The organism is Streptomyces europaeiscabiei (assembly GCF_036346855.1).
In the GTDB taxonomy this organism is placed as follows: domain Bacteria; phylum Actinomycetota; class Actinomycetes; order Streptomycetales; family Streptomycetaceae; genus Streptomyces; species Streptomyces europaeiscabiei.
Map to the genome: position 1 here is coordinate 2,657,661 of NZ_CP107841.1, position 17,931 is coordinate 2,675,591.

Genomic DNA, 17,931 nt, shown 5'->3' on the forward strand with positions numbered 1-17,931 from the left:
CCGTCCAACGGCCGGGCGGACACGGGCCGTTCCTGTCACACCGCACCCGATGGGGTGAACATGGGTGCACTGCGTCGATCGTGCCGATCGCGCCTCACCAGGCGAACCAGCCGTGCCCGCTGTACCAGTGCCCGCCCGCCCGCAGATGATCGGCCACGGCCCGTTCGAGACCCGTCCGGCGCGGCAGGGTCTCCACCGGCAGGTCCGGGTCCCCGAAGACGAAGCGGATCGGTAGGTCGTCCTCGGGTTCGCTGTTGCCGCAGGCGATCCGGAACCGCTCCTGGAACCGGACGATGTTGGCGTCCGTCGGCAGATACCGCTTCAGCTGCGGGTCGAGGAGCCAGGAATGGCAGCAGCCCGCCGTGTAGCGCTCCTGAGGGAAGTGCCGCGCGAAGAAGTCGTGGGCGGATGCCAGCGACCGGTCGCACGCTTCCGGCGTCAGGGGTCCCGCGTAGTCGGGTATGTGCAGGTCGAGGCAGGGTTCTCCGGGCCGCAGCCCCAGGCCCGCCGCCGCCAGCGCGACGCCTTCCCGTCCGCTCACCCGTGACCGCTGGTACTGCAGCCGGCCGAGCTGGAACAGCTCCCCGTGGAAGTGCAGCGAGAACCAGCCCGGCGCGACGAGCCCGCCCACGCCGTACCGTCTGCGGTGCAGCACCAGGCCCCGGCCGAGGTCCGCGAGGGTGCGCCGGGAGATGTCGTCGGGGATGCCACGCTCGCGGTGGTAGGCGCGCACGTACGGCAGGGCCGCGAGGAAGACGTACACATGGAAGTAGCGGCCGAGCGGGCCCGACTCCAGGGGGAACGGCAGGAGTCCCGGCCCCTTGCCGATCTTCCCCATGTCCCGCGCGAGACCGGCGACGCACCGCCCGAGCAGCCAGGTCGCGCTCTCGTCGGCCGCCAGTGTGCGGCGCAGCGCGACCAGGTCGTTGATGTCCTCGTACGGCACGGCGAGGTCCACCAGCACGTCCGGCAGCTCGTCGGCGTCCGGCAGCCGCGCCTGCGCTTCCGGGGCGTTCTCGCTCTCCTGAAGGCCCTTCAGCCAGTCGGCGAGCCTCTCGTCCGCCCGCACCGCGTCCAGCAACACCATGGCCTCCCCGTCACCGCATCGGTCTCCTGGAGAACGTGCGAGGCGAGGAGTACGTTTCCCAGTAGGACGAGGAGGAGCGGTCGATCCGATGCGTACCGGCAGTGAACCGACGACAGCGCGCAGTCCCCTGCGGATGCGGCTCTGGCTGAGCGTGTGGGGTCTGATCTGGGCGATCGCCGGAACGGCGGCGTTCGCCCTGGTCGGCCGCCCCGGCTGGGCGATCGCCTGCGGGGTGCTGTGGCTGATCGTCACCGTCGACCTGGTCGTGATCCTGCGCCACATCCGTCAGGGCCCGCACTACCAGCCGGGCCGGGACATCCCGCCGTACCAACCACCGAGTCCGCCCCGTCCGTAGGTGTGAGGGCAGGCGCGGCCGTCAGGAGTCGAACCGTGCCGCTTCCAGGTACTGCGGGTTCGGGTCGAGGGCCGCGGCGAGCCGGAAGTGACGCTTGGCCTGGTCGTCGCGGGCCTGGCGCTGATAGGTGCGGGCGAGGGCGAAGTGCGCGAACGCGTTGTCCGGCTCACGCTCCAGGACGATGGTGAACTCCAGCTCGGCGGGCCGCAGTTGGGCCGCCGCGAAGAAGGCGCGGGCGCGCAGCAGCCGGGCCGCCGTGTTCTCGGGGTGCTCGGCTATGACCCGGTCGAGCAGCTTGACCGCGCCCCGCGGATCGCGCGCGGCGAGCAACTGCTCGGCAGCACGGAAGTCGATGACGTGCGTCTCCGGGGTACGTCCGGTGGAACCGCTGGTCTCGGGCACGGCTGAGTCCTTCCCTTGCTGGGACGGTTCAACGCCCCCTGCTCCCCCGCTATTCCTATGTGTGTTCGGATCGTTCCCGGGCCGCGTGTGCCCGATGCGTGAGATCCGCCCATACGTCCCGCACCCGGCGCCGCAGGTCTTCCAGGGGTACGTCGTTGTCGATGACGATGTCCGCGATCTCCAGACGCTTGTCGCGGGTCGCCTGGGCGGCCATGCGCGCGCGGGCGTCCTCCTCCGTCATGCCACGCAGGTGTACGAGACGGTCGAGCTGTGTCTCGGGGGCCACGTCCACGACGACCACCAGGTCGTACAGCGGGGCGAGGCCGTTCTCGGTGAGCAGGGGGACGTCGTGGATGACGACGGAGTCCTCGGCGGCGGCGTTCTCCAGCTCTCTGGAGCGGGCGCCCACCAAGGGGTGCACGATCGCGTTCAGCGCGGCGAGCTTCTCCGGGTCCGCGAACACGAGGGAGCCCAGCCTGGGCCGGTCCAGGCTGCCGTCCGGCGCGAGCACGGCCCCGCCGAAGGTCTCGACGACCGCTGCGAGCCCCGGAGTACCCGGTGCGACGACCTCGCGCGCGATGCGGTCCGCGTCGATCAGCACGGCGCCGCACTCCACGAGCAGCCGTGACACCTCGCTCTTGCCGGCGCCGATACCGCCGGTCAGGCCCACCTTCAGCATGCCCGGCAGCTTAGGCCCTGCCACTGACACAGCTGTGGGAGACCCTGATGTCCGCCGGGCCCTGCACCGCTCGGACATCAGGGTCTCCCCAGCCCCGGAAGCATGCTCCGCAGGCGGCCGGGAGGGCTCAGCCCTCGCCCTCCCGCTCCGCCAGGAACTTCTCGAACTCGAGCCCGATCTCGTCCGCGGAGGGGATCTCGACGGGCTCGGCGAGCATGTTGCCCCGCGTCTCGGCGCCCGCGGCCGCGTCGTACTGGTGCTCCAGGCCCTGCACGAGGGCGACCAGTTCCTCGTCGCCCTCCCGGATCTGCCGGTCGATCTCCGTCTGCGTACGGTGGGCCTCCGTGCGCAGGGCGTGCGCGACGGAGGGCAGCACCAGGCCGGTGGCCGCCGTGACGGCCTCCAGGACGGTCAGGGCCGCGTCCGGGTACGGGGAGCGGGCGATGTAGTGCGGTACGTGCGCGGCGACGCCCAGCACGTCGTGCCCGGCCTCCATGAGGCGGTACTCCACGAGGGACTCGGCGCTGCCGGGCACCTGGGCCTCCTCGAAGGGGCTGCGGTGGCCGGGGACCAGCTCGGCCCGGTTGCCGTGCGGGGTGAGGCCGACGGGGCGGGTGTGCGGCACGCCCATGGGGATGCCGTGGAAGTTCACCGAGAGGCGCACGCCGAGCCGCTCCACGATCTGCTGGACGGCGGCCGCGAAGCGCTCCCACTCCACGTCCGGCTCGGGGCCCGACAGCAGCAGGAAGGGCGCTCCGGTGGCGTCCTGGACGAGCCGTACGTCGAGCGTCGGCTCCTCGTAGTCGGTCCAGCGGTCGCGCTTGAACGTCAGCAGCGGGCGGCGTGCCCGGTAGTCCACGAGCCGGTCGTGGTCGAAGCGGGCCACGACCTGGTGGGGCAGTGAACCGAGGAGTCGTTCGACGATCTGGTCGCCCGCCTCACCCGCGTCGATGTATCCGTCGAAGTGGTAGAGCATGACAAGTCCCGCCGATTCCTGGGCGAGCGCCATGTCGACGACGGCCAGGCCCTTCGGCTCCCATGCGTACAAGCCCTGCGGATCAAGCACTGTGACCGCTCCTCCTCGTGTTCCTACTCCACAACACGGGACGGGGGCCGGGCATTCCCGGTGGACGCTCCACGGATGCGGTGCGCGCCGCCACGACCGCGGCACGCGCGTGGAGCACTGTCACGGCCTTCGGCGCGGACTCGAACACCCCCTGCACGGACGGCGTCGGCTCGGGGCGGCACGACTCCTCGCCGTGGATCCGCATGCCCACGGCCACTGCCCTCCGTTCACGCCCGTCGGGGGTGAGCCGCGTGACGAGTGACCGCGGCGCCGGTCCTCGGCCGTCAACTCCCCGCCCAGGGTTTCCTTGTCGGTGGCGTTGGCGCGCAACTCCGAGACGGGGCCGTGGACATCGGCCTTCACGGTCCGGTACCGGACCGGGTTCTGCCCGGCCGGGCTAAGCGTCGCGGATGTACGCGCCGGCACCGACGTCGGCGCACAACTCCTTGGGGACGCACGGTTCGCGGCACCGGTCGGGAATGACCGTGCACCGCGCAAGACAGGCCGTCCGTGTGGTGAGCCTGGGTGGTGAGTCCGGGTGGTGACGCACTGTCCGCCCGGCGCATCCCGTCCCTGCGCCGCACGGTGCGCTTGCGTCGTCCGTGCCTCTCCCCGCTCCCGGCCTCCAGGACCGTGCGGTCCCAACCCGCCCTGCCCACCCCGCGCCCACCCTGGTGTCCCTGCCGTGCGCACGGCGCCCCTCCTCCGACCACGGACGACCCCAGAAGCCTGTCAACGGCCGTCGTCCCCGCAGACACCCCCGCCCGCTACCGTGCCCCGCTGCGTTTCCCGCCGGGTCCGGCGGCATCGGGACGCACTTCGGGCCCGCATCCTGGGTGGATGCGGGCCCGAAGTGTTATCGGCTAGACCTCAGCCGTGTGCGTTCAGCTCTGGCCGCCGGCCAGCTTCTCGCGAAGGGCAGCCAGGGCCTCGTCCGAAGCCAGGGCACCGGAGGTGTCCGCGCCCTCGGAGGAGTACGACGAGCCACCGCCGCTCGCGGCCGGAGCCGCACCCGCGGAGTCGCCGCCCTCGGCCGCGGCGGCGGCGTCGGCCTCGCGGGACTTGATGACCTGGGCCTGGTGCTGCTCGAAGCGCGTCTGCGCCTCGGCGTACTGGGTCTCCCACACCTCACGCTGGGACTCGAAGCCCTCGAGCCAGTCGTTGGTCTCGGGGTCGAAGCCCTCGGGGTAGATGTAGTTGCCCTGGTCGTCGTACGACGCGGCCATGCCGTACAGCGTCGGGTCGAAGTCGACCGTGGCCGGGTCGGCACCGAAGGCCTCGTTGGCCTGCTTCAGCGAGAGGCTGATGCGACGACGCTCGAGGTCGATGTCGATGACCTTGACGAAGATCTCGTCGTTGACCTGGACGACCTGCTCCGGGATCTCCACGTGGCGCTCGGCCAGCTCGGAGATGTGGACCAGACCCTCGATGCCCTCGTCCACGCGGACGAACGCACCGAACGGAACCAGCTTCGTGACCTTACCCGGGACGACCTGACCGATCTGGTGCGTCCGGGCGAACTGCTGCCACGGGTCTTCCTGCGTCGCCTTCAGCGACAGGGAGACACGCTCGCGGTCCATGTCGACGTCGAGGACCTCGACGGTGACTTCCTGGCCGACCTCGACAACCTCGGAGGGGTGGTCGATGTGCTTCCAGGAGAGCTCGGAGACGTGCACGAGACCGTCGACGCCACCCAGGTCCACGAAGGCACCGAAGTTGACGATCGAGGAGACGACGCCGGAGCGGACCTGACCCTTCTGCAGGGTCGTGAGGAACGTCTGGCGCACCTCGGACTGGGTCTGCTCGAGCCAGGCACGGCGGGACAGAACCACGTTGTTGCGGTTCTTGTCCAGCTCGATGATCTTCGCCTCGAGCTCCTTGCCCACGTAGGGCTGGAGGTCGCGGACACGACGCATCTCGACGAGGGACGCCGGCAGGAAGCCACGGAGGCCGATGTCGAGGATGAGACCACCCTTGACGACCTCGATGACGGTACCGGTGACGATGCCGTCCTCTTCCTTGATCTTCTCGATGGTGCCCCAGGCGCGCTCGTACTGGGCGCGCTTCTTCGAGAGGATCAGGCGGCCTTCCTTGTCCTCCTTCTGGAGAACAAGGGCTTCGATCTCGTCGCCGACCTTGACGACCTCGTTCGGGTCGACGTCGTGCTTGATCGAGAGCTCACGGCTCGGGATGACACCTTCGGTCTTGTAACCGATGTCGAGGAGAACCTCGTCCCGGTCAACCTTGACGATGACGCCGTCGACGATGTCGCCATCGTTGAAGTACTTGATCGTCTCGTCGATAGCGGCGAGGAATGCTTCCTCGTCACCGATGTCGTTGACCGCAACCTGCGGGGTGGTGGCGGTGATCTCGGTGCTGCTCGTCATGTGGGAAAGGGCTCCGGTACGGACAGAGAGTCGTAGGTACTGCTTACGCCGGGAGCCCGTTTCGCTCTGCAGAAGGCCGGACAGCCAAGGAAGCGCCACACCAGGACCGAAAGATCCGGTGGCGCCTCGACAACCGAGGGGACATACATACAGATGCGAGCGCAACCTGCTACGTCTGAGGTGCGCAGGCCCGCAGCGCAACTTGTAGCATACGGGGGCAGCCAGGCAGGGTCAATGCGCGAAGGCGCACACCCGGGGCGGAACGCCGCAAACCCGGCACAAAACCTGTCCCGTGAGGCCACGCAGGCCTGGGAGACCCCTTTCGTGACACCACCGGAGCGGGTCGGGCCACGCAGGTTACGGAAGAGTACGACGAGGGAGCCGATCATCCAAGAGCCTGTAGTCCACGAAGCCGCCGAGACCCACGGGGCCCCCGGCGCACCCGAGGCCGACGAATCGGAGGCCACCCGGCGCGAGGCCGGGATGACGGAGAGTTCCCGGGCCAACCGGGGCTGGTGGGACCGGAACGCCGACGAGTACCAGATCGAGCACGGCACGTTCCTCGGCGACGACCGTTTCGTCTGGGGCCCGGAAGGGCTCGACGAGGTGGAGGCGGAACTGCTGGGGCCGCCCGAGGAACTGAAGGGCAAGGACGTCCTGGAGATCGGCGCAGGTGCCGCGCAGTGTGCGCGCTGGCTGGCCGCCCAGGGGGCCCGTCCGGTCGCCCTGGACCTCTCCCACCGCCAGCTCCAGCACGCCCTGCGCATCGGGGGATCGTTCCCTCTGGTGTGCGCCGACGCCGGCGACCTGCCCTTCGCGGACGGCTCCTTCGACCTGGCGTGCTCGGCGTACGGGGCGCTGCCCTTCGTCGCCACCCCCGTGCGGGTGCTGCGGGAGGTCCGCCGCGTCCTTCGCCCCGGCGGCCGCTTCGTCTTCTCGGTGACCCATCCGATCCGCTGGGCCTTCCCCGACGAGCCCGGCCCGGAGGGCCTGTCCGTCTCCGGCTCCTACTTCGACCGCACGCCGTACGTGGAACAGGACGAGGAGGGGCGGGCCGTGTACGTCGAGCACCACAGGACGATCGGCGACCGCGTGCGGGACGTCGTGGCGGCCGGCCTGAGGCTGGTCGACCTGGTGGAGCCGGAGTGGCCCGCCTGGAACACCTCCGAGTGGGGCGGGTGGTCCCCGCTGCGCGGGAACCTGATCCCGGGGTCGGCGATCTTCGTGTGCGAGCGGGACTGAAGCGGGACGGGGCCGGCGGGCGACGAGGAAGAGGCACGCGCGCGTAGAGGATGTTTTCGGGGGCGTACGACACTGGGGGCGTGATCCGTTACGACGCCCTGGACGCGCTGCCCGTGCGCGCTGCCCTGCCCGCTCTGGACGACGCTCTGGAGGGACACGGCACCGCCGTCCTCGTCGCGCCACCCGGTACCGGCAAGACCACGCTGGTGCCGCTGGCCCTGGCGGGACTGCTGGACGGCGGGCCGGTACGGCGGGTGGTCGTCGCCGAGCCTCGGCGGATCGCGGCGCGGGCGGCGGCGCGGCGGATGGCGTGGCTGCTGGGCGAGAAGGTCGGCGGGAGCGTCGGTTACACCGTGCGCGGCGAACGGGTCGTCGGGCCACGTGCGCGCGTGGAGGTCGTCACGACGGGTGTACTGCTGCAGCGGTTGCAGCGGGACCAGGAGTTGCCGGGCGTCGACGTCGTGGTGCTCGACGAGTGCCACGAACGGCATCTGGACGCCGACACGGTGGCGGCGTTCCTGCTCGACGTGCGGGAGGCGCTGCGGCCCGAGCTGCGGCTGGTGGCGGCGTCGGCGACGACGGACGCGGAGGGCTGGGCGCGACTGCTGGGCGGGGCGCCTGTGGTCGCGGCGGAGGGGGTGTCGTACCCGGTCGAGGTGGTGTGGGCGCCGCCGCCCCGTCCGGTACGGCCGCCGCACGGGATGCGGGTGGACCCGGCGGCGCTGTCACATGTGGCGTCGGTGGTGCGGCGGGCGCTGGCCGAGCGGCGGGGGGACGTCCTCTGTTTCCTGCCCGGGGTGGGCGAGATCGCACGTGTGGCCGGGCAGTTGGGGGGTCTCGGTGACGTGGACGTGCTCCAGGTGCACGGGCGGGCGCCGGCTGCCGTGCAGGACGCGGTGCTGGCGGGCGGGGAGCGGCGCCGGGTGGTCCTTGCGACCTCGGTGGCGGAGTCCTCGCTGACGGTGCCCGGGGTGCGGGTGGTCGTCGACTCCGGGCTGGCGCGGGAGCCGCGCGTCGACCACGCGCGGGGGCTCAGCGCGCTGACGACGGTACGGGCCTCGCAGGCGGCCGGGCGGCAACGCGCCGGGCGAGCCGGGCGCGAGGCCCCCGGCGCGGTCTACCGGTGCTGGACGGAGGCCGAGGACGTCCGTCTGCCGCGCTTCCCCTCGCCGGAGATCAAGGTGGCCGACCTGACCGCCTTCGCCCTCCAGGCGGCCTGCTGGGGCGAGCCGGACGCCTCCGGGCTCGCCCTTCTGGACCCGCCCCCGAGCGGGGCGATGGCCGCGGCCCAGAGCGTCCTGTCCGCGATCGGCGCGGTCTCCCCCACCGGGCACGCCACGGACCGGGGTGTACGCATGTCCCGTCTCGGTCTGCACCCCCGGCTGGCCCGCGCCCTCCTGGACGCGACGCCGAAGGTGGGGGCCGAGCGGGCTGCCGAGATCGTCGCGTTGCTGAGCGAGGAGCCCCCGCGGGAGTACGGCGACGACCTCACCGCCGCGCTACGGGCCGCCCGGCGCGGGGGCGACGCCTACGCGGCTCGCTGGCGCACGGAGGTCCGGCGCCTGCGGACCGCGTCGGCGCCCGTTCCTGCGGCGGAGGTCGCCGGGGTGGGTGGTGGTTCCCGGCCCGCCGCGACGGAGGGCGCGGCCGGTGGGCGGGCGGGTGCCGGGGAGGAGTGGGGGGTCGGGGTCGTGGTGGCGCTCGCGTTTCCGGAGCGGGTGGCGTGGGGCGGCAAGGGGTCGTTCCTGATGGTCTCCGGGACTCGGGCCGAGGTGGCGGAGGCGTCCGGGTTGCGGGGGGTGCCCTGGATCGCCGTGGCGGTCGCCGATCGGGCGGTGGGGGCGGGCCACGCGCGCGTGCGGCTCGGGGTCGCCATCGACGAGGGGGTCGCCCGGGAGGCGGCCGCGCCTCTCCACAGTCGGGGCGAGGAGGTCGTCTGGAGGGACGGGGACGTCGTTACCCGGCGGGTGGAGCGGCTGGGGGCCGTGGAGTTGGCGGTGCGGCCGTTGCGGGAGGCGGCGCCCGGCCTCGTACGGGAGGCGTTGCTGGAAGGGCTGCGGGTCGAGGGGCTCGGGCTGTTGCGGTGGTCCCAGGACGCCGCGCGGTTGCGGGAGCGGCTGAGCTTTCTGTGTGCCCGGCTCGGAGCGCCCTGGCCCGACGTGTCCGACAGTGCCCTGCACGCGCGCGTGGAGGAGTGGCTGGAGCCGGAGTTGAGCCGGGCCCGGCGGCGGGCGGACCTCGGGCGGATCGATGCCGGGGAGGCGCTGAAGAGGCTGTTGCCGTGGGCCACGGGGGACGCCGTACGGCTGGACGAGCTGGCGCCCGAGCGGATCGAGGTGCCGAGCGGGTCCCGGGTGCGGGTCGACTACGCGCGGCCCGAACAACCGGTGCTGGCGGTGAAGCTGCAGGAGATGTTCGGGCTGCGGGAGTCGCCCGTACTGGCCGGGGTGCCCGTGCTGGTGCATCTGCTGTCCCCCGCCGGGCGGCCCGCCGCCGTGACCGCCGACCTCGCCTCGTTCTGGAGGGACGGATACAAGGCCGTACGGGCGGAGTTGCGCGGGCGGTATCCCCGGCATCCGTGGCCGGAGGACCCGGCGACGGCCGAGCCCACCCGGTACACGAACGCGCGGCTCAGGCGTTGACCGGCTCGGAGGCCGGGGGCCTGCTGGACTCCGGTTCGCCGCGCCCGCGGCCGCGGGCCTCGACGTAGAGGGAGAGGGCGAGGAGCAGGATGCCGAGGCCGAGGAAACCCCAGGGCAGGTAGGACGTCATGAGGAGGACGAGCAGGCGCTGGGACTTGACCAGGTCGACGGTGTGCTCGATGTAGTCCTCGCGCATCTTCACGTGGCCGGCGAAGGCGGTCACCTTCTCGCGGTCGCCCAGGAGCGCGCCGCCGCGGAGTTCCTCCTTGTGGATCTCCTCGCCGTAGACGGGGGCTCCGGTGACGGGCTCCACCCAGAACTTGCGGACGGTGGTGTACCAGCGGGTCGTGCCCGTCCCGGCGACCGTCTCCCGGGTGATGCCCTCGACGGGCATGGTGCGGGGGAAGGGGACCTCGGTCCAGGGGATGGTCTGCTCGAAGTAGTAGACCTCGACTCCCCGGAAGTCCTGGGTGCCCTTGTAGTGGATGGGGGCGGTGATCCGGGCCTGGGCGTCGAAGTACTCGTAGTCCCTCTTCTCCGTGAGGAAGGGCCACTTGAATTCCAGACCCTCCCGTTTCACGGGGTCGCCGTCGACCATCTCGCCCTTGGCGTGCACGGGTTCCTGGGTGTGGGCGTCGAAGATGTAGCGCTCGGGGATCCTGGAGACCATCTTGCCGTCCGGGCCCTGGACGTACGACAGGCCGTCCCAGACGACGACGTCCCGGTCGGTGTTCTTCTCGATCTCCTCGGAGGCCTCCACGTTGCCCTTGAGGGTCTGCACGATGGTGACCTCGGGCACCGTTTTCGCGGTCATCGTGCCGTAGTCGAGGAGGGTCGCGTCCTTCGCCTCCAGGACCATGTCCTGGTACTGGTTCGCCGGGATCTTGGCCAGGTTCGGGAAGGCGTACCAGCGCAGCAGTGGGGACAGGGCGGTGAAGAACACGGCGAGCGCGAGCAGGATCAGACCGGCCCTACGGCGCATCTCGGCCTCCCTCCCGGGCGGTTGCGGACGTGCGGCCGCCCTCGGCTGTGCGGCTATGGATGTGCGGGGACCGTCGTCAGCAACGGCTTCGGTGACGTCTCCCCCGTCGGTGAGCCCAGCGCCGTGATCGTGAACACCAGGGCGAAGGCGAGGGCGAGACCGGTCGCGGCGGCGATCAGGGCGCGCATACGGACCTCCCGACTACGGGCCTCACGACAACGGGAACTGATACTTCGTCAGGTCCGGCACCGTAGCAACGGCTGGGCGAGATGAGAACACGTTGCACACACACACAACGGCGGCGCCCCTCCCGGAAGAGGGGCGCCGCCGTGGCCGTACGGACGGCCGGTGTGCCGACTAGGACTCGCTGGGGCTCGGCGTCACCGGCCCGGCCGTCTCCGTCGGCTCGGCCGACTCTGCGGGCGCCTCCACCTTCAGTTCGAGCGTGAGGGTCGCGCCGCCCTCGGTCTCGACGTGGAGCAGGAACGTGCCGGTGGCGTCGTCCGAGTACAGCTTCGGAAGCTTGAGGAGGCCATCGGTCCCGGTCTCCAGGGCGAGGGTGCGTACGGGCTTGCCGTCCGCACCCTGGAAGTAGGGGCCCTTGTCGTTCTCGGTGAGGTCGACGAGCGACTTGACGAGGGTCGCCTTGACGGCGACCTTGTCGGCGACCTCGCCCCGGTAGGTGGCCTTGACCTCGACCTGCTCCGCGAACTCGCCGTTCGGGACGCAGGTCAGCGCGGTGGTGCCGGTGCGGGCGAGGGCGTCGGCCCGGCGGGCGGTGACGGTGACCTTGTGCTCGAGGGCGGTCACGGAGCGGCCCACGACGGTGGCGCGGACCGTGACGGCGCCGGTCTTCTCGCCTGCCACGAGTGCGGGGGCGGTGGCCTTGCCCACGCTGTTGGTGATGACGGTCGCGACCTTCTCGCCACCGGTGAAGGTGGTGTCGGTGTCACCGGCGATCGTGAAGCGGACCCGGACCTTCGCCACGGCCTTGCCCGCCTTGGTCTCCGTGCGGGCGGCGAGTTTGCCGGTGAAGGTGTCGCCGGCCATGGCCGTGAGGTTCGCCGCGCCCGCGTTCTCCAGGTGGTGCACCGTGTCGGTGGGGGTGGCCGGCGTCGAGGGCGGCGTGGTGGCGGGCGGGGGCGGGGTGGTGGTGCCGCCGCCGGACGGCTCTTCGGTGCTCGGCTTGTCCGTCTTCGGCGGCGTGGGGCTGGGGTTCGGCGTGGAGGTGCCGTTGCCGTTGCCGTTTCCGCCATTGCCGTTGCCGGTGTTGTTGCTGTTGCCGCCGCTGGGCGTCTCGGGCAGGGAGCCGGTGCCGTCCGGGATCTCGTGGGTGCCCTTGCGGTAGTACTCCAGCCACGTCATGACGGTGTTGTAGTACTCCGTCGAGTTGTTGTAGCTGAGGATCGCGCTGCGCAGGTTGGCGTCGTTCGACAGGTCCCAGTCGAAGCGGCACAGGTAGTGGCCGGCGGCGAGGGCCGCGTCGTAGACGTTGTTGGGGTCCTTGGCGCCGTCGTCGTTGCCGTCGCGGCCCGCCCACTCCCAGGTGGAGGGGATGAACTGCATCGGGCCGACCGCCCGGTCGTGCGTGGTGTCGTCGTCGTACGCGCCGTTGTCGGTGTCGCTGATGTTGGCGAAGCCGTTGCCGTTGAGCGGGGGGCCGAGGATCTTCTTGCCGATCGTGGTGCCCTCGGCGTCGACACGGCCGCCACTGGCCTGACCGGACTCCACCTTGCCGATGGCTGCGAGGAGTTGCCAGGGCAGGTTGCAGCCGGGCTTGGACTCGCGCAGGGACGCCTCGGCCTTCTTGTAGGCGTCGAGGACGGTCGCGGGTATACCGCGCTCGGAGCCGCCCGTCGTGCCCGAGGTGTCACCCGTACCCGTCGTCGGGTTGGGGCTGTCGAGGGGCGGAAGGTCCGTGTAGTAGCGCGAGTTGCCCGAGGCGGTGTCGTCGGCCAGGGTGCTCATCTCCGGCGACGGCGCGCCCGCGGCCTGTCTGCCCGCACTGTCGGTGGTCACTCCCGGGGCCTGGGAGGCGGCGAGCGCCGCTACCGTGGCCGCGGCCAGGGCGGTCGTGGCCGCCCCCTTGCGGAGCCTCAAACCGAACTGCGCCGCCATTGAGTGAACCCCTCCCGGTGGTCGAACGCCTCGGCGTTCTTCCCGTCTATGGATGCCGCGGGCATTTCTCCGGTTTCCCTGCCCAGGTACACCGACTCCGGAGTTCCGGTCTTGGTTGCCCTGTTCCGGCATTCCATTCCCAGAAATCCGGTGGCCACCACCCCCGACCGGCGCGACGACCCAGGCGACCCTACGACAACTTCCGTCGCCCGGACACCCGTTCGTGCCCGATATTCACCTATTGGCCATATCGGTTTGCTGTCGCGCGGGCACCTTCGGAGGAGCGGGCACGGGTCGCGCATACTGGCGACCGTTCATCGCCGGGCCGACCCATCCGGCCAAAGTACGTCACAGGGGGACGACTTGCCCTTCACGCTCAGCCACGCGGCCGCCGTACTGCCCGCCCTGCGAGGGGACGGGACGGGGCGCGGACTCCTGGTGCCGTCGGTGCTCGTCGCCGGTTCGTTCGCGCCCGACATGACCTACTACGTGGCGAGTGTCCTGCCCGAGGCCATGGAGTTCGGCGATGTCACGCACTCCTTCGCCGGAGTCTTCACCGTCGACGTCCTCGTCACCTGGGCGCTGGTCGGGCTGTGGCTGGTACTCCGCGAACCGCTGGTCGCGCTGCTGCCGAGGCGGCGGCAGGGGCGGGTGGCCGCGCTGGTGCGCTGTGGGGCGGGAACACGGCGCTTCAGTTACTCGCTGGCCCTGTGGTGGTACGTCTCCGCCGCCCTCGGTTCGCTCACCCATGTCGTCTGGGACGCGTTCACCCATCTCGACCGGTGGGGGATGCGGCTGTTCCCCGTCCTCGGCGAGGAGATCGCGGGCTCGCCGCTCTACTGGTACCTCCAGTACGGCGGCTCCGCGGTCGCGGCGGTCGTGATCGCCGTCTTCGTCGTGCTGGCCCTGCGCCGGCAGCCGGCGGTCGAGCCCGTGGGCGTGCCCGTGCTCTCCTCTGCCGACCGGTGGGTGGCGGGCGCCGTCATCGGGGGCTGCGCGCTGGTCGCGGCCGTGCAGCGGGTGGCCCGCTGGTGGGCGCACTGGGGGTCGGTCGCCAAGCCGTACGAGGTGATCCCGACCGTGTGCTTCGGGGCGGGCGCCGGGCTCGTGGCCGGTGTCGTCCTCTACGGCGTCGGCGTCAGGGCGCGGCGCCCGGCTCCCGCCGCTGCGGCGCCCGCAGTCGACGCGGAGGCGGACAGCTCGGTCCGCCGCTGAGCGCCGGGCGTCGGGTGGGGGCTCCGCTGGGGAAGCGGGGTCTGGCGGCGCGGGCGGCGTACGGGGGGACGTGTCCGAGGAGGGCCGCCAGGGGGTGGGTCAGCGGCCAGGGGTAGAGGCTGTGCGGCCGCCGGACGCGTGGGCGGGCCCAGGTGGCCCGGGTGAGGCGGGTTCGCACCCCTGACAGGCGGGTGGCAGCTGTCGCTGTACGGCGGCGGAGCGTGCGTATGCCCATGCGGGCATCCTTGCGGCTGTGCTCCGCCCGGGGCGCCTTGGTGAGGGCCAGCCGGGTGACGGGGATCGGGCTGTGGCGCAGCGGGACAAAGGGGGTGACCTGGGGCTGGGCACCGCCTGACAGCGCCGTACCGGTTGCTCGCCGGGGCGGTGGATCGTTGCTGAACGGCGCAGGCGGTGGTGCCGACGCGGCGGGTGGGGCCTGGTGCACACGCCGGCCCGGTGGGCGAGGCCCGGCACGTGCGTCGCCGGGCCCCACCGTCGGTCGACCGGTGCGCCGTCCAGTTGCTGCCGCGGCGCCGCTGGTGTCCTGCGCGGGTAAGTTCCTAGGTAGTTCCGGCTCAGGCTCGAACGGCCAACGCGCCTGATCGACGTCCGAAACCCCGGTCGCCGAGGCGCGGCAGATCTACCGACGGACTACTGGCGCCGGACACTAGTGCGCCGCCGACTCCCAGTCCGGGCCGTAGCCCACCGAGACGTCCAGCGGGGCCCTCAGGTGGACGGCGCCCGCCATCTCACGGCGGAGGATCTGCTCGGTGCGGTCGCGTTCCCCTGGGGCGATCTCCAGGACGATTTCGTCGTGGACCTGGAGGAGCATGCGGGAGGCGAGGCCGGCCTCGTCCATGGCGCGGCCGACGTTCAGCATGGCGATCTTGACGATGTCGGCGGCGGTGCCCTGGATGGGCGCGTTGAGAGCCATCCGCTCGGCGGCCTCGCGACGCTGACGGTTGTCGCTGTTGAGGTCGGGGAGATAGCGGCGGCGCCCGAAGATCGTCGCCGTGTACCCCGTCGCCCGTGCCTCGTCCACGGCCCGGCGCAGATAGTCCCGTACGCCGCCGAACCGCTCGAAGTACGCGTCCATCAGGGCACGCGCCTCGCCCGCGTCGATGTTCAGCTGCTGGGAGAGGCCGAACGCGGACAGCCCGTAGGCCAGGCCGTACGACATCGCCTTGATCTTGCGGCGCATCTCCGCGTCCACCGCCGACTGCTCGACCCCGAACACCTGGGCGGCCGCCGTGGTGTGCAGGTCCTCGCCGGAGGTGAACGCCTCGATGAGGCCCGCGTCCTCGGAGAGGTGGGCCATCACGCGCAGTTCGATCTGACTGTAGTCCGCCGTCATCAGCGACTCGAAGCCCTCGCCGACGACGAAGCCGCGGCGGATGCCACGGCCCTCGTCGGTGCGGACCGGGATGTTCTGGAGGTTCGGGTCCACCGACGACAGGCGGCCCGTGGCGGCGACCGTCTGGTTGAACGTGGTGTGGATACGGCCGTCCGCGGCGATCGTCTTGATCAGGCCCTCGACGGTGACGCGGAGCTTCGCCTGCTCACGGTGGCGGAGCATGATGACCGGCAGTTCGTTGTCCGTCTGGCCTGCGAGCCAGGCGAGGGCGTCCGCGTCCGTGGTGTAGCCCGTCTTCGTGCGCTTGGTCTTGGGCAGGCCCAGCTCACCGAAGAGGACTTCCTGGAGCTGCTTGGGCGAGCCCAGGTTGAACTCGTGCCCCGCCGCCGCGTGCGCCTCCTTCACCGCCTGCTGCACGGCGCCCGCGAACATCTGCTCCATGGCCTCCAGATGGGCCCGGTCCGCCGCGATGCCCTGGCGTTCCATGCGGGCCAGGAGCGCGGAGGTGGGCAGCTCCACGTCCCGGAGGAGGTCGGCCGCGCCCACCTCCTGCAGGCGCTCGCCGAAGGCCTCGCCGAGGTCGAGGATCGCGCGGGCCTGCACCATCAGCGCGTCGGCCTCGGCGCCCTCGTCCGCCCCGAAGGCCAGCTGACCGTCGGCCGTGGCGGCGGGGGCCAGCTCACGGCCCAGGTACTCCAGGGACAGCGCGTCCAGGTCGAAGGAGCGGCGGCCCGGCTTGACCAGGTACGCGGCGAGCGCGGTGTCCATGCCGACGCCCTCGATCGTCCAGCCGTGGTCGGCGAAGACCCGCATCGCGGCCTTGGCGTTGTGGAACACCTTCGGCCTCGCGGTATCGGCGAGCCAGGCCGCCCACGCGGTTTCGTCCGTCTCGTCCAGCTGCGTCGGGTCGAACCAGGCGGCCGCTCCCCCGGCCGCGGCGAGCGCGATCTCGGCGACCGAGCCCGTGCCGAGCGCCCAGGTGTCGACCGTGGCGACACCGAGGACCTCCGTGCCGTGCTCGGCGAGCCAGGGGGCCACCTCGCCGGAGTCGAGGACCGTGCCGTCCACCTCGACGCCCGGGGCGGCCGGCTGACCTGCGTCGGCCTCCTCGGCGCCCGGGTCGACGGCCAGCAGACGCTCGCGCAGCGACGGGTTGCGGATCTCCAGGGTGTCCAGGACCATCGCGACGGCCTTGCGGTCGTACGCGGCGCGCTCCAGGTCGGTGACGCCCTTGGGCAGTTCGACCGTACGCACCATCTCGGTGAGGCGGCGGTTGAGCTTGACGGCCTCCAGGTGGTCGCGGAGGTTCTGCCCGGCCTTGCCCTTGACCTCCTCGACGCGCTCGACGAGATCCGCGAAGGAACCGAACTGGTTGATCCACTTCGCGGCGGTCTTCTCGCCGACACCGGGGATGCCGGGGAGGTTGTCGGACGGGTCGCCTCGCAGGGCCGCGAAGTCCGGGTACTGGGCCGGGGTGAGGCCGTACTTCTCGAACACCTTCTCCGGGGTGAACCGGGTCAGCTCCGAGACACCCTTCGTGGGGTAGAGCACGGTGGTGTGTTCGCTGACGAGCTGGAAGGAGTCGCGGTCGCCGGTGACGATGAGGACCTCGAAGCCCTCCGCCTCGGCCTGGGTGGCGAGGGTGGCGATGATGTCGTCGGCCTCGAAGCCGTCGACCGCGAAGCGGACGGCGTGCATCGCGTCGAGCAGCTCGCCGAGCAGTTCGACCTGGCCCTTGAACTCGTCCGGGGTCTTCGAGCGGTTCGCCTTGTACTCGGTGAACTCCTCGGAGCGCCAGGTCTTGCGGGAGACGTCGAACGCGACCGCGAAGTGGGTGGGGGCCTCGTCGCGCAGCGTGTTCGCCAGCATCGACGCGAAGCCGTAGATCGCGTTGGTCGGCTGGCCCGTCGCCGTCGTGAAGTTCTCCGCGGGCAGCGCGAAGAACGCGCGGTAGGCCAGCGAGTGCCCGTCCATGAGCATGAGCCGGGGACGGCTGCCGCCGGGGGTGCTGTCGGTCTTCTTCGATCCTGTCTCTGCCACGAACCCGATCCTGCCACGTGCCACTGACAGCCGGACCCCAGGGACGTGCCGAGTACCGCCCGAGGCCGGGGCGGCGGCGGGTTTCGGCCGGGAGTCGCCCGGATCCGGGGGCGAAGGCCGCCCCCGGCACCACCGAACGCCGCCCGAAGTCACGGGCGATGCCGACCCGGCCCCGCCGAACGCCCGCCCGAAGCCGGGGGGAAGCGCCCCGGCACGACCGACCACGCCCGAGCCCGCGGGCAAAGCCCGGCCCGGCACGACCCGACCACCGTCGTCGTCGTGGCGGACCGTCGTCGTCATGGCGGACCGCCGTCATCGTGGCAGACCGCCGTCATCGTGGCAGACCGCCGTCATCGCGACAG

General features: G+C 71.6%; 13 protein-coding genes. 4 read left to right on the forward strand and 9 right to left on the reverse strand.

Going from position 1 to position 17,931, the window contains the following annotated elements:
- Window positions 1–94 precede the first annotated feature (94 nt).
- Window positions 95–1,084, reverse strand: a complete 990-nt coding sequence (locus tag OG858_RS11550) for an acyltransferase domain-containing protein (protein ID WP_086747402.1) — start codon at window positions 1,082–1,084, stop codon at window positions 95–97.
- A gap of 91 nt (window positions 1,085–1,175) precedes the next feature.
- On the opposite strand from OG858_RS11550, the gene OG858_RS11555 reads away from it, so the two are divergent.
- Window positions 1,176–1,442, forward strand: a complete 267-nt coding sequence (locus tag OG858_RS11555; RefSeq protein ID WP_086747401.1) for a DUF6343 family protein — start codon at window positions 1,176–1,178, stop codon at window positions 1,440–1,442.
- Between the two features lie 21 nt (window positions 1,443–1,463).
- Here the strand turns inward: OG858_RS11555 and OG858_RS11560 are convergent, their stop codons facing one another.
- The 4 genes from OG858_RS11560 to rpsA form a co-directional block, all read right to left on the reverse strand.
- Window positions 1,464–1,844 (reverse strand): tetratricopeptide repeat protein, encoded by a 381-nt coding sequence (locus OG858_RS11560; RefSeq protein ID WP_086747400.1) that lies wholly within the window; start codon window positions 1,842–1,844, stop codon window positions 1,464–1,466.
- Between the two features lie 55 nt (window positions 1,845–1,899).
- The gene (gene coaE, locus OG858_RS11565; protein ID WP_319065993.1) at window positions 1,900–2,523 is read right to left on the reverse strand and encodes a dephospho-CoA kinase; all 624 of its coding nucleotides are present in this window, start codon (window positions 2,521–2,523) and stop codon (window positions 1,900–1,902) included.
- A gap of 127 nt (window positions 2,524–2,650) precedes the next feature.
- Window positions 2,651–3,589 (reverse strand): PAC2 family protein, encoded by a 939-nt coding sequence (locus OG858_RS11570; RefSeq protein WP_046704556.1) that lies wholly within the window; start codon window positions 3,587–3,589, stop codon window positions 2,651–2,653.
- 884 nt (window positions 3,590–4,473) lie between these two features.
- The gene (gene rpsA, locus OG858_RS11575; RefSeq protein ID WP_086754479.1) at window positions 4,474–5,976 is read right to left on the reverse strand and encodes a 30S ribosomal protein S1; all 1,503 of its coding nucleotides are present in this window, start codon (window positions 5,974–5,976) and stop codon (window positions 4,474–4,476) included.
- Window positions 5,977–6,210: 234 nt separating this feature from the next.
- On the opposite strand from rpsA, the gene OG858_RS11580 reads away from it, so the two are divergent.
- Window positions 6,211–7,218: a class I SAM-dependent methyltransferase gene (locus tag OG858_RS11580; RefSeq protein WP_408059385.1), complete on the forward strand. Its 1,008-nt coding sequence runs from the start codon at window positions 6,211–6,213 to the stop codon at window positions 7,216–7,218.
- A gap of 80 nt (window positions 7,219–7,298) precedes the next feature.
- Window positions 7,299–9,860 carry an ATP-dependent helicase HrpB gene (gene hrpB, locus OG858_RS11585; protein ID WP_327749034.1) on the forward strand — a complete coding sequence of 854 codons (2,562 nt, stop codon included), beginning with the start codon at window positions 7,299–7,301 and terminating at the stop codon, window positions 9,858–9,860.
- On the opposite strand, the gene OG858_RS11590 is transcribed toward hrpB, so the two are convergent.
- From OG858_RS11590 to OG858_RS11600, 3 genes are all read right to left on the reverse strand, one after another.
- Complete coding sequence (locus OG858_RS11590) at window positions 9,850–10,842, reverse strand: DUF3068 domain-containing protein (protein WP_327749033.1); 993 nt, start codon at window positions 10,840–10,842, stop codon at window positions 9,850–9,852. The two genes, hrpB and OG858_RS11590, sit on opposite strands and share 11 nt — an antisense overlap.
- A gap of 53 nt (window positions 10,843–10,895) precedes the next feature.
- Complete coding sequence (locus OG858_RS11595; RefSeq protein WP_107065316.1) at window positions 10,896–11,030, reverse strand: SPW_0924 family protein; 135 nt, start codon at window positions 11,028–11,030, stop codon at window positions 10,896–10,898.
- A gap of 169 nt (window positions 11,031–11,199) precedes the next feature.
- Window positions 11,200–12,960, reverse strand: coding sequence for a lytic transglycosylase domain-containing protein (locus OG858_RS11600; RefSeq protein ID WP_327749032.1), 1,761 nt, complete (start codon window positions 12,958–12,960; stop codon window positions 11,200–11,202).
- A 363-nt stretch (window positions 12,961–13,323) separates the two neighbouring features.
- Between OG858_RS11600 and OG858_RS11605 the strand changes: the two genes are divergently transcribed.
- Complete coding sequence (locus OG858_RS11605) at window positions 13,324–14,175, forward strand: DUF4184 family protein (RefSeq protein WP_086754074.1); 852 nt, start codon at window positions 13,324–13,326, stop codon at window positions 14,173–14,175.
- A 667-nt stretch (window positions 14,176–14,842) separates the two neighbouring features.
- On the opposite strand, the gene polA is transcribed toward OG858_RS11605, so the two are convergent.
- Window positions 14,843–17,569 carry a DNA polymerase I gene (polA, locus tag OG858_RS11610; RefSeq protein ID WP_086753261.1) on the reverse strand — a complete coding sequence of 909 codons (2,727 nt, stop codon included), beginning with the start codon at window positions 17,567–17,569 and terminating at the stop codon, window positions 14,843–14,845.
- Between the last annotated feature and the right edge of the window lie 362 nt (window positions 17,570–17,931).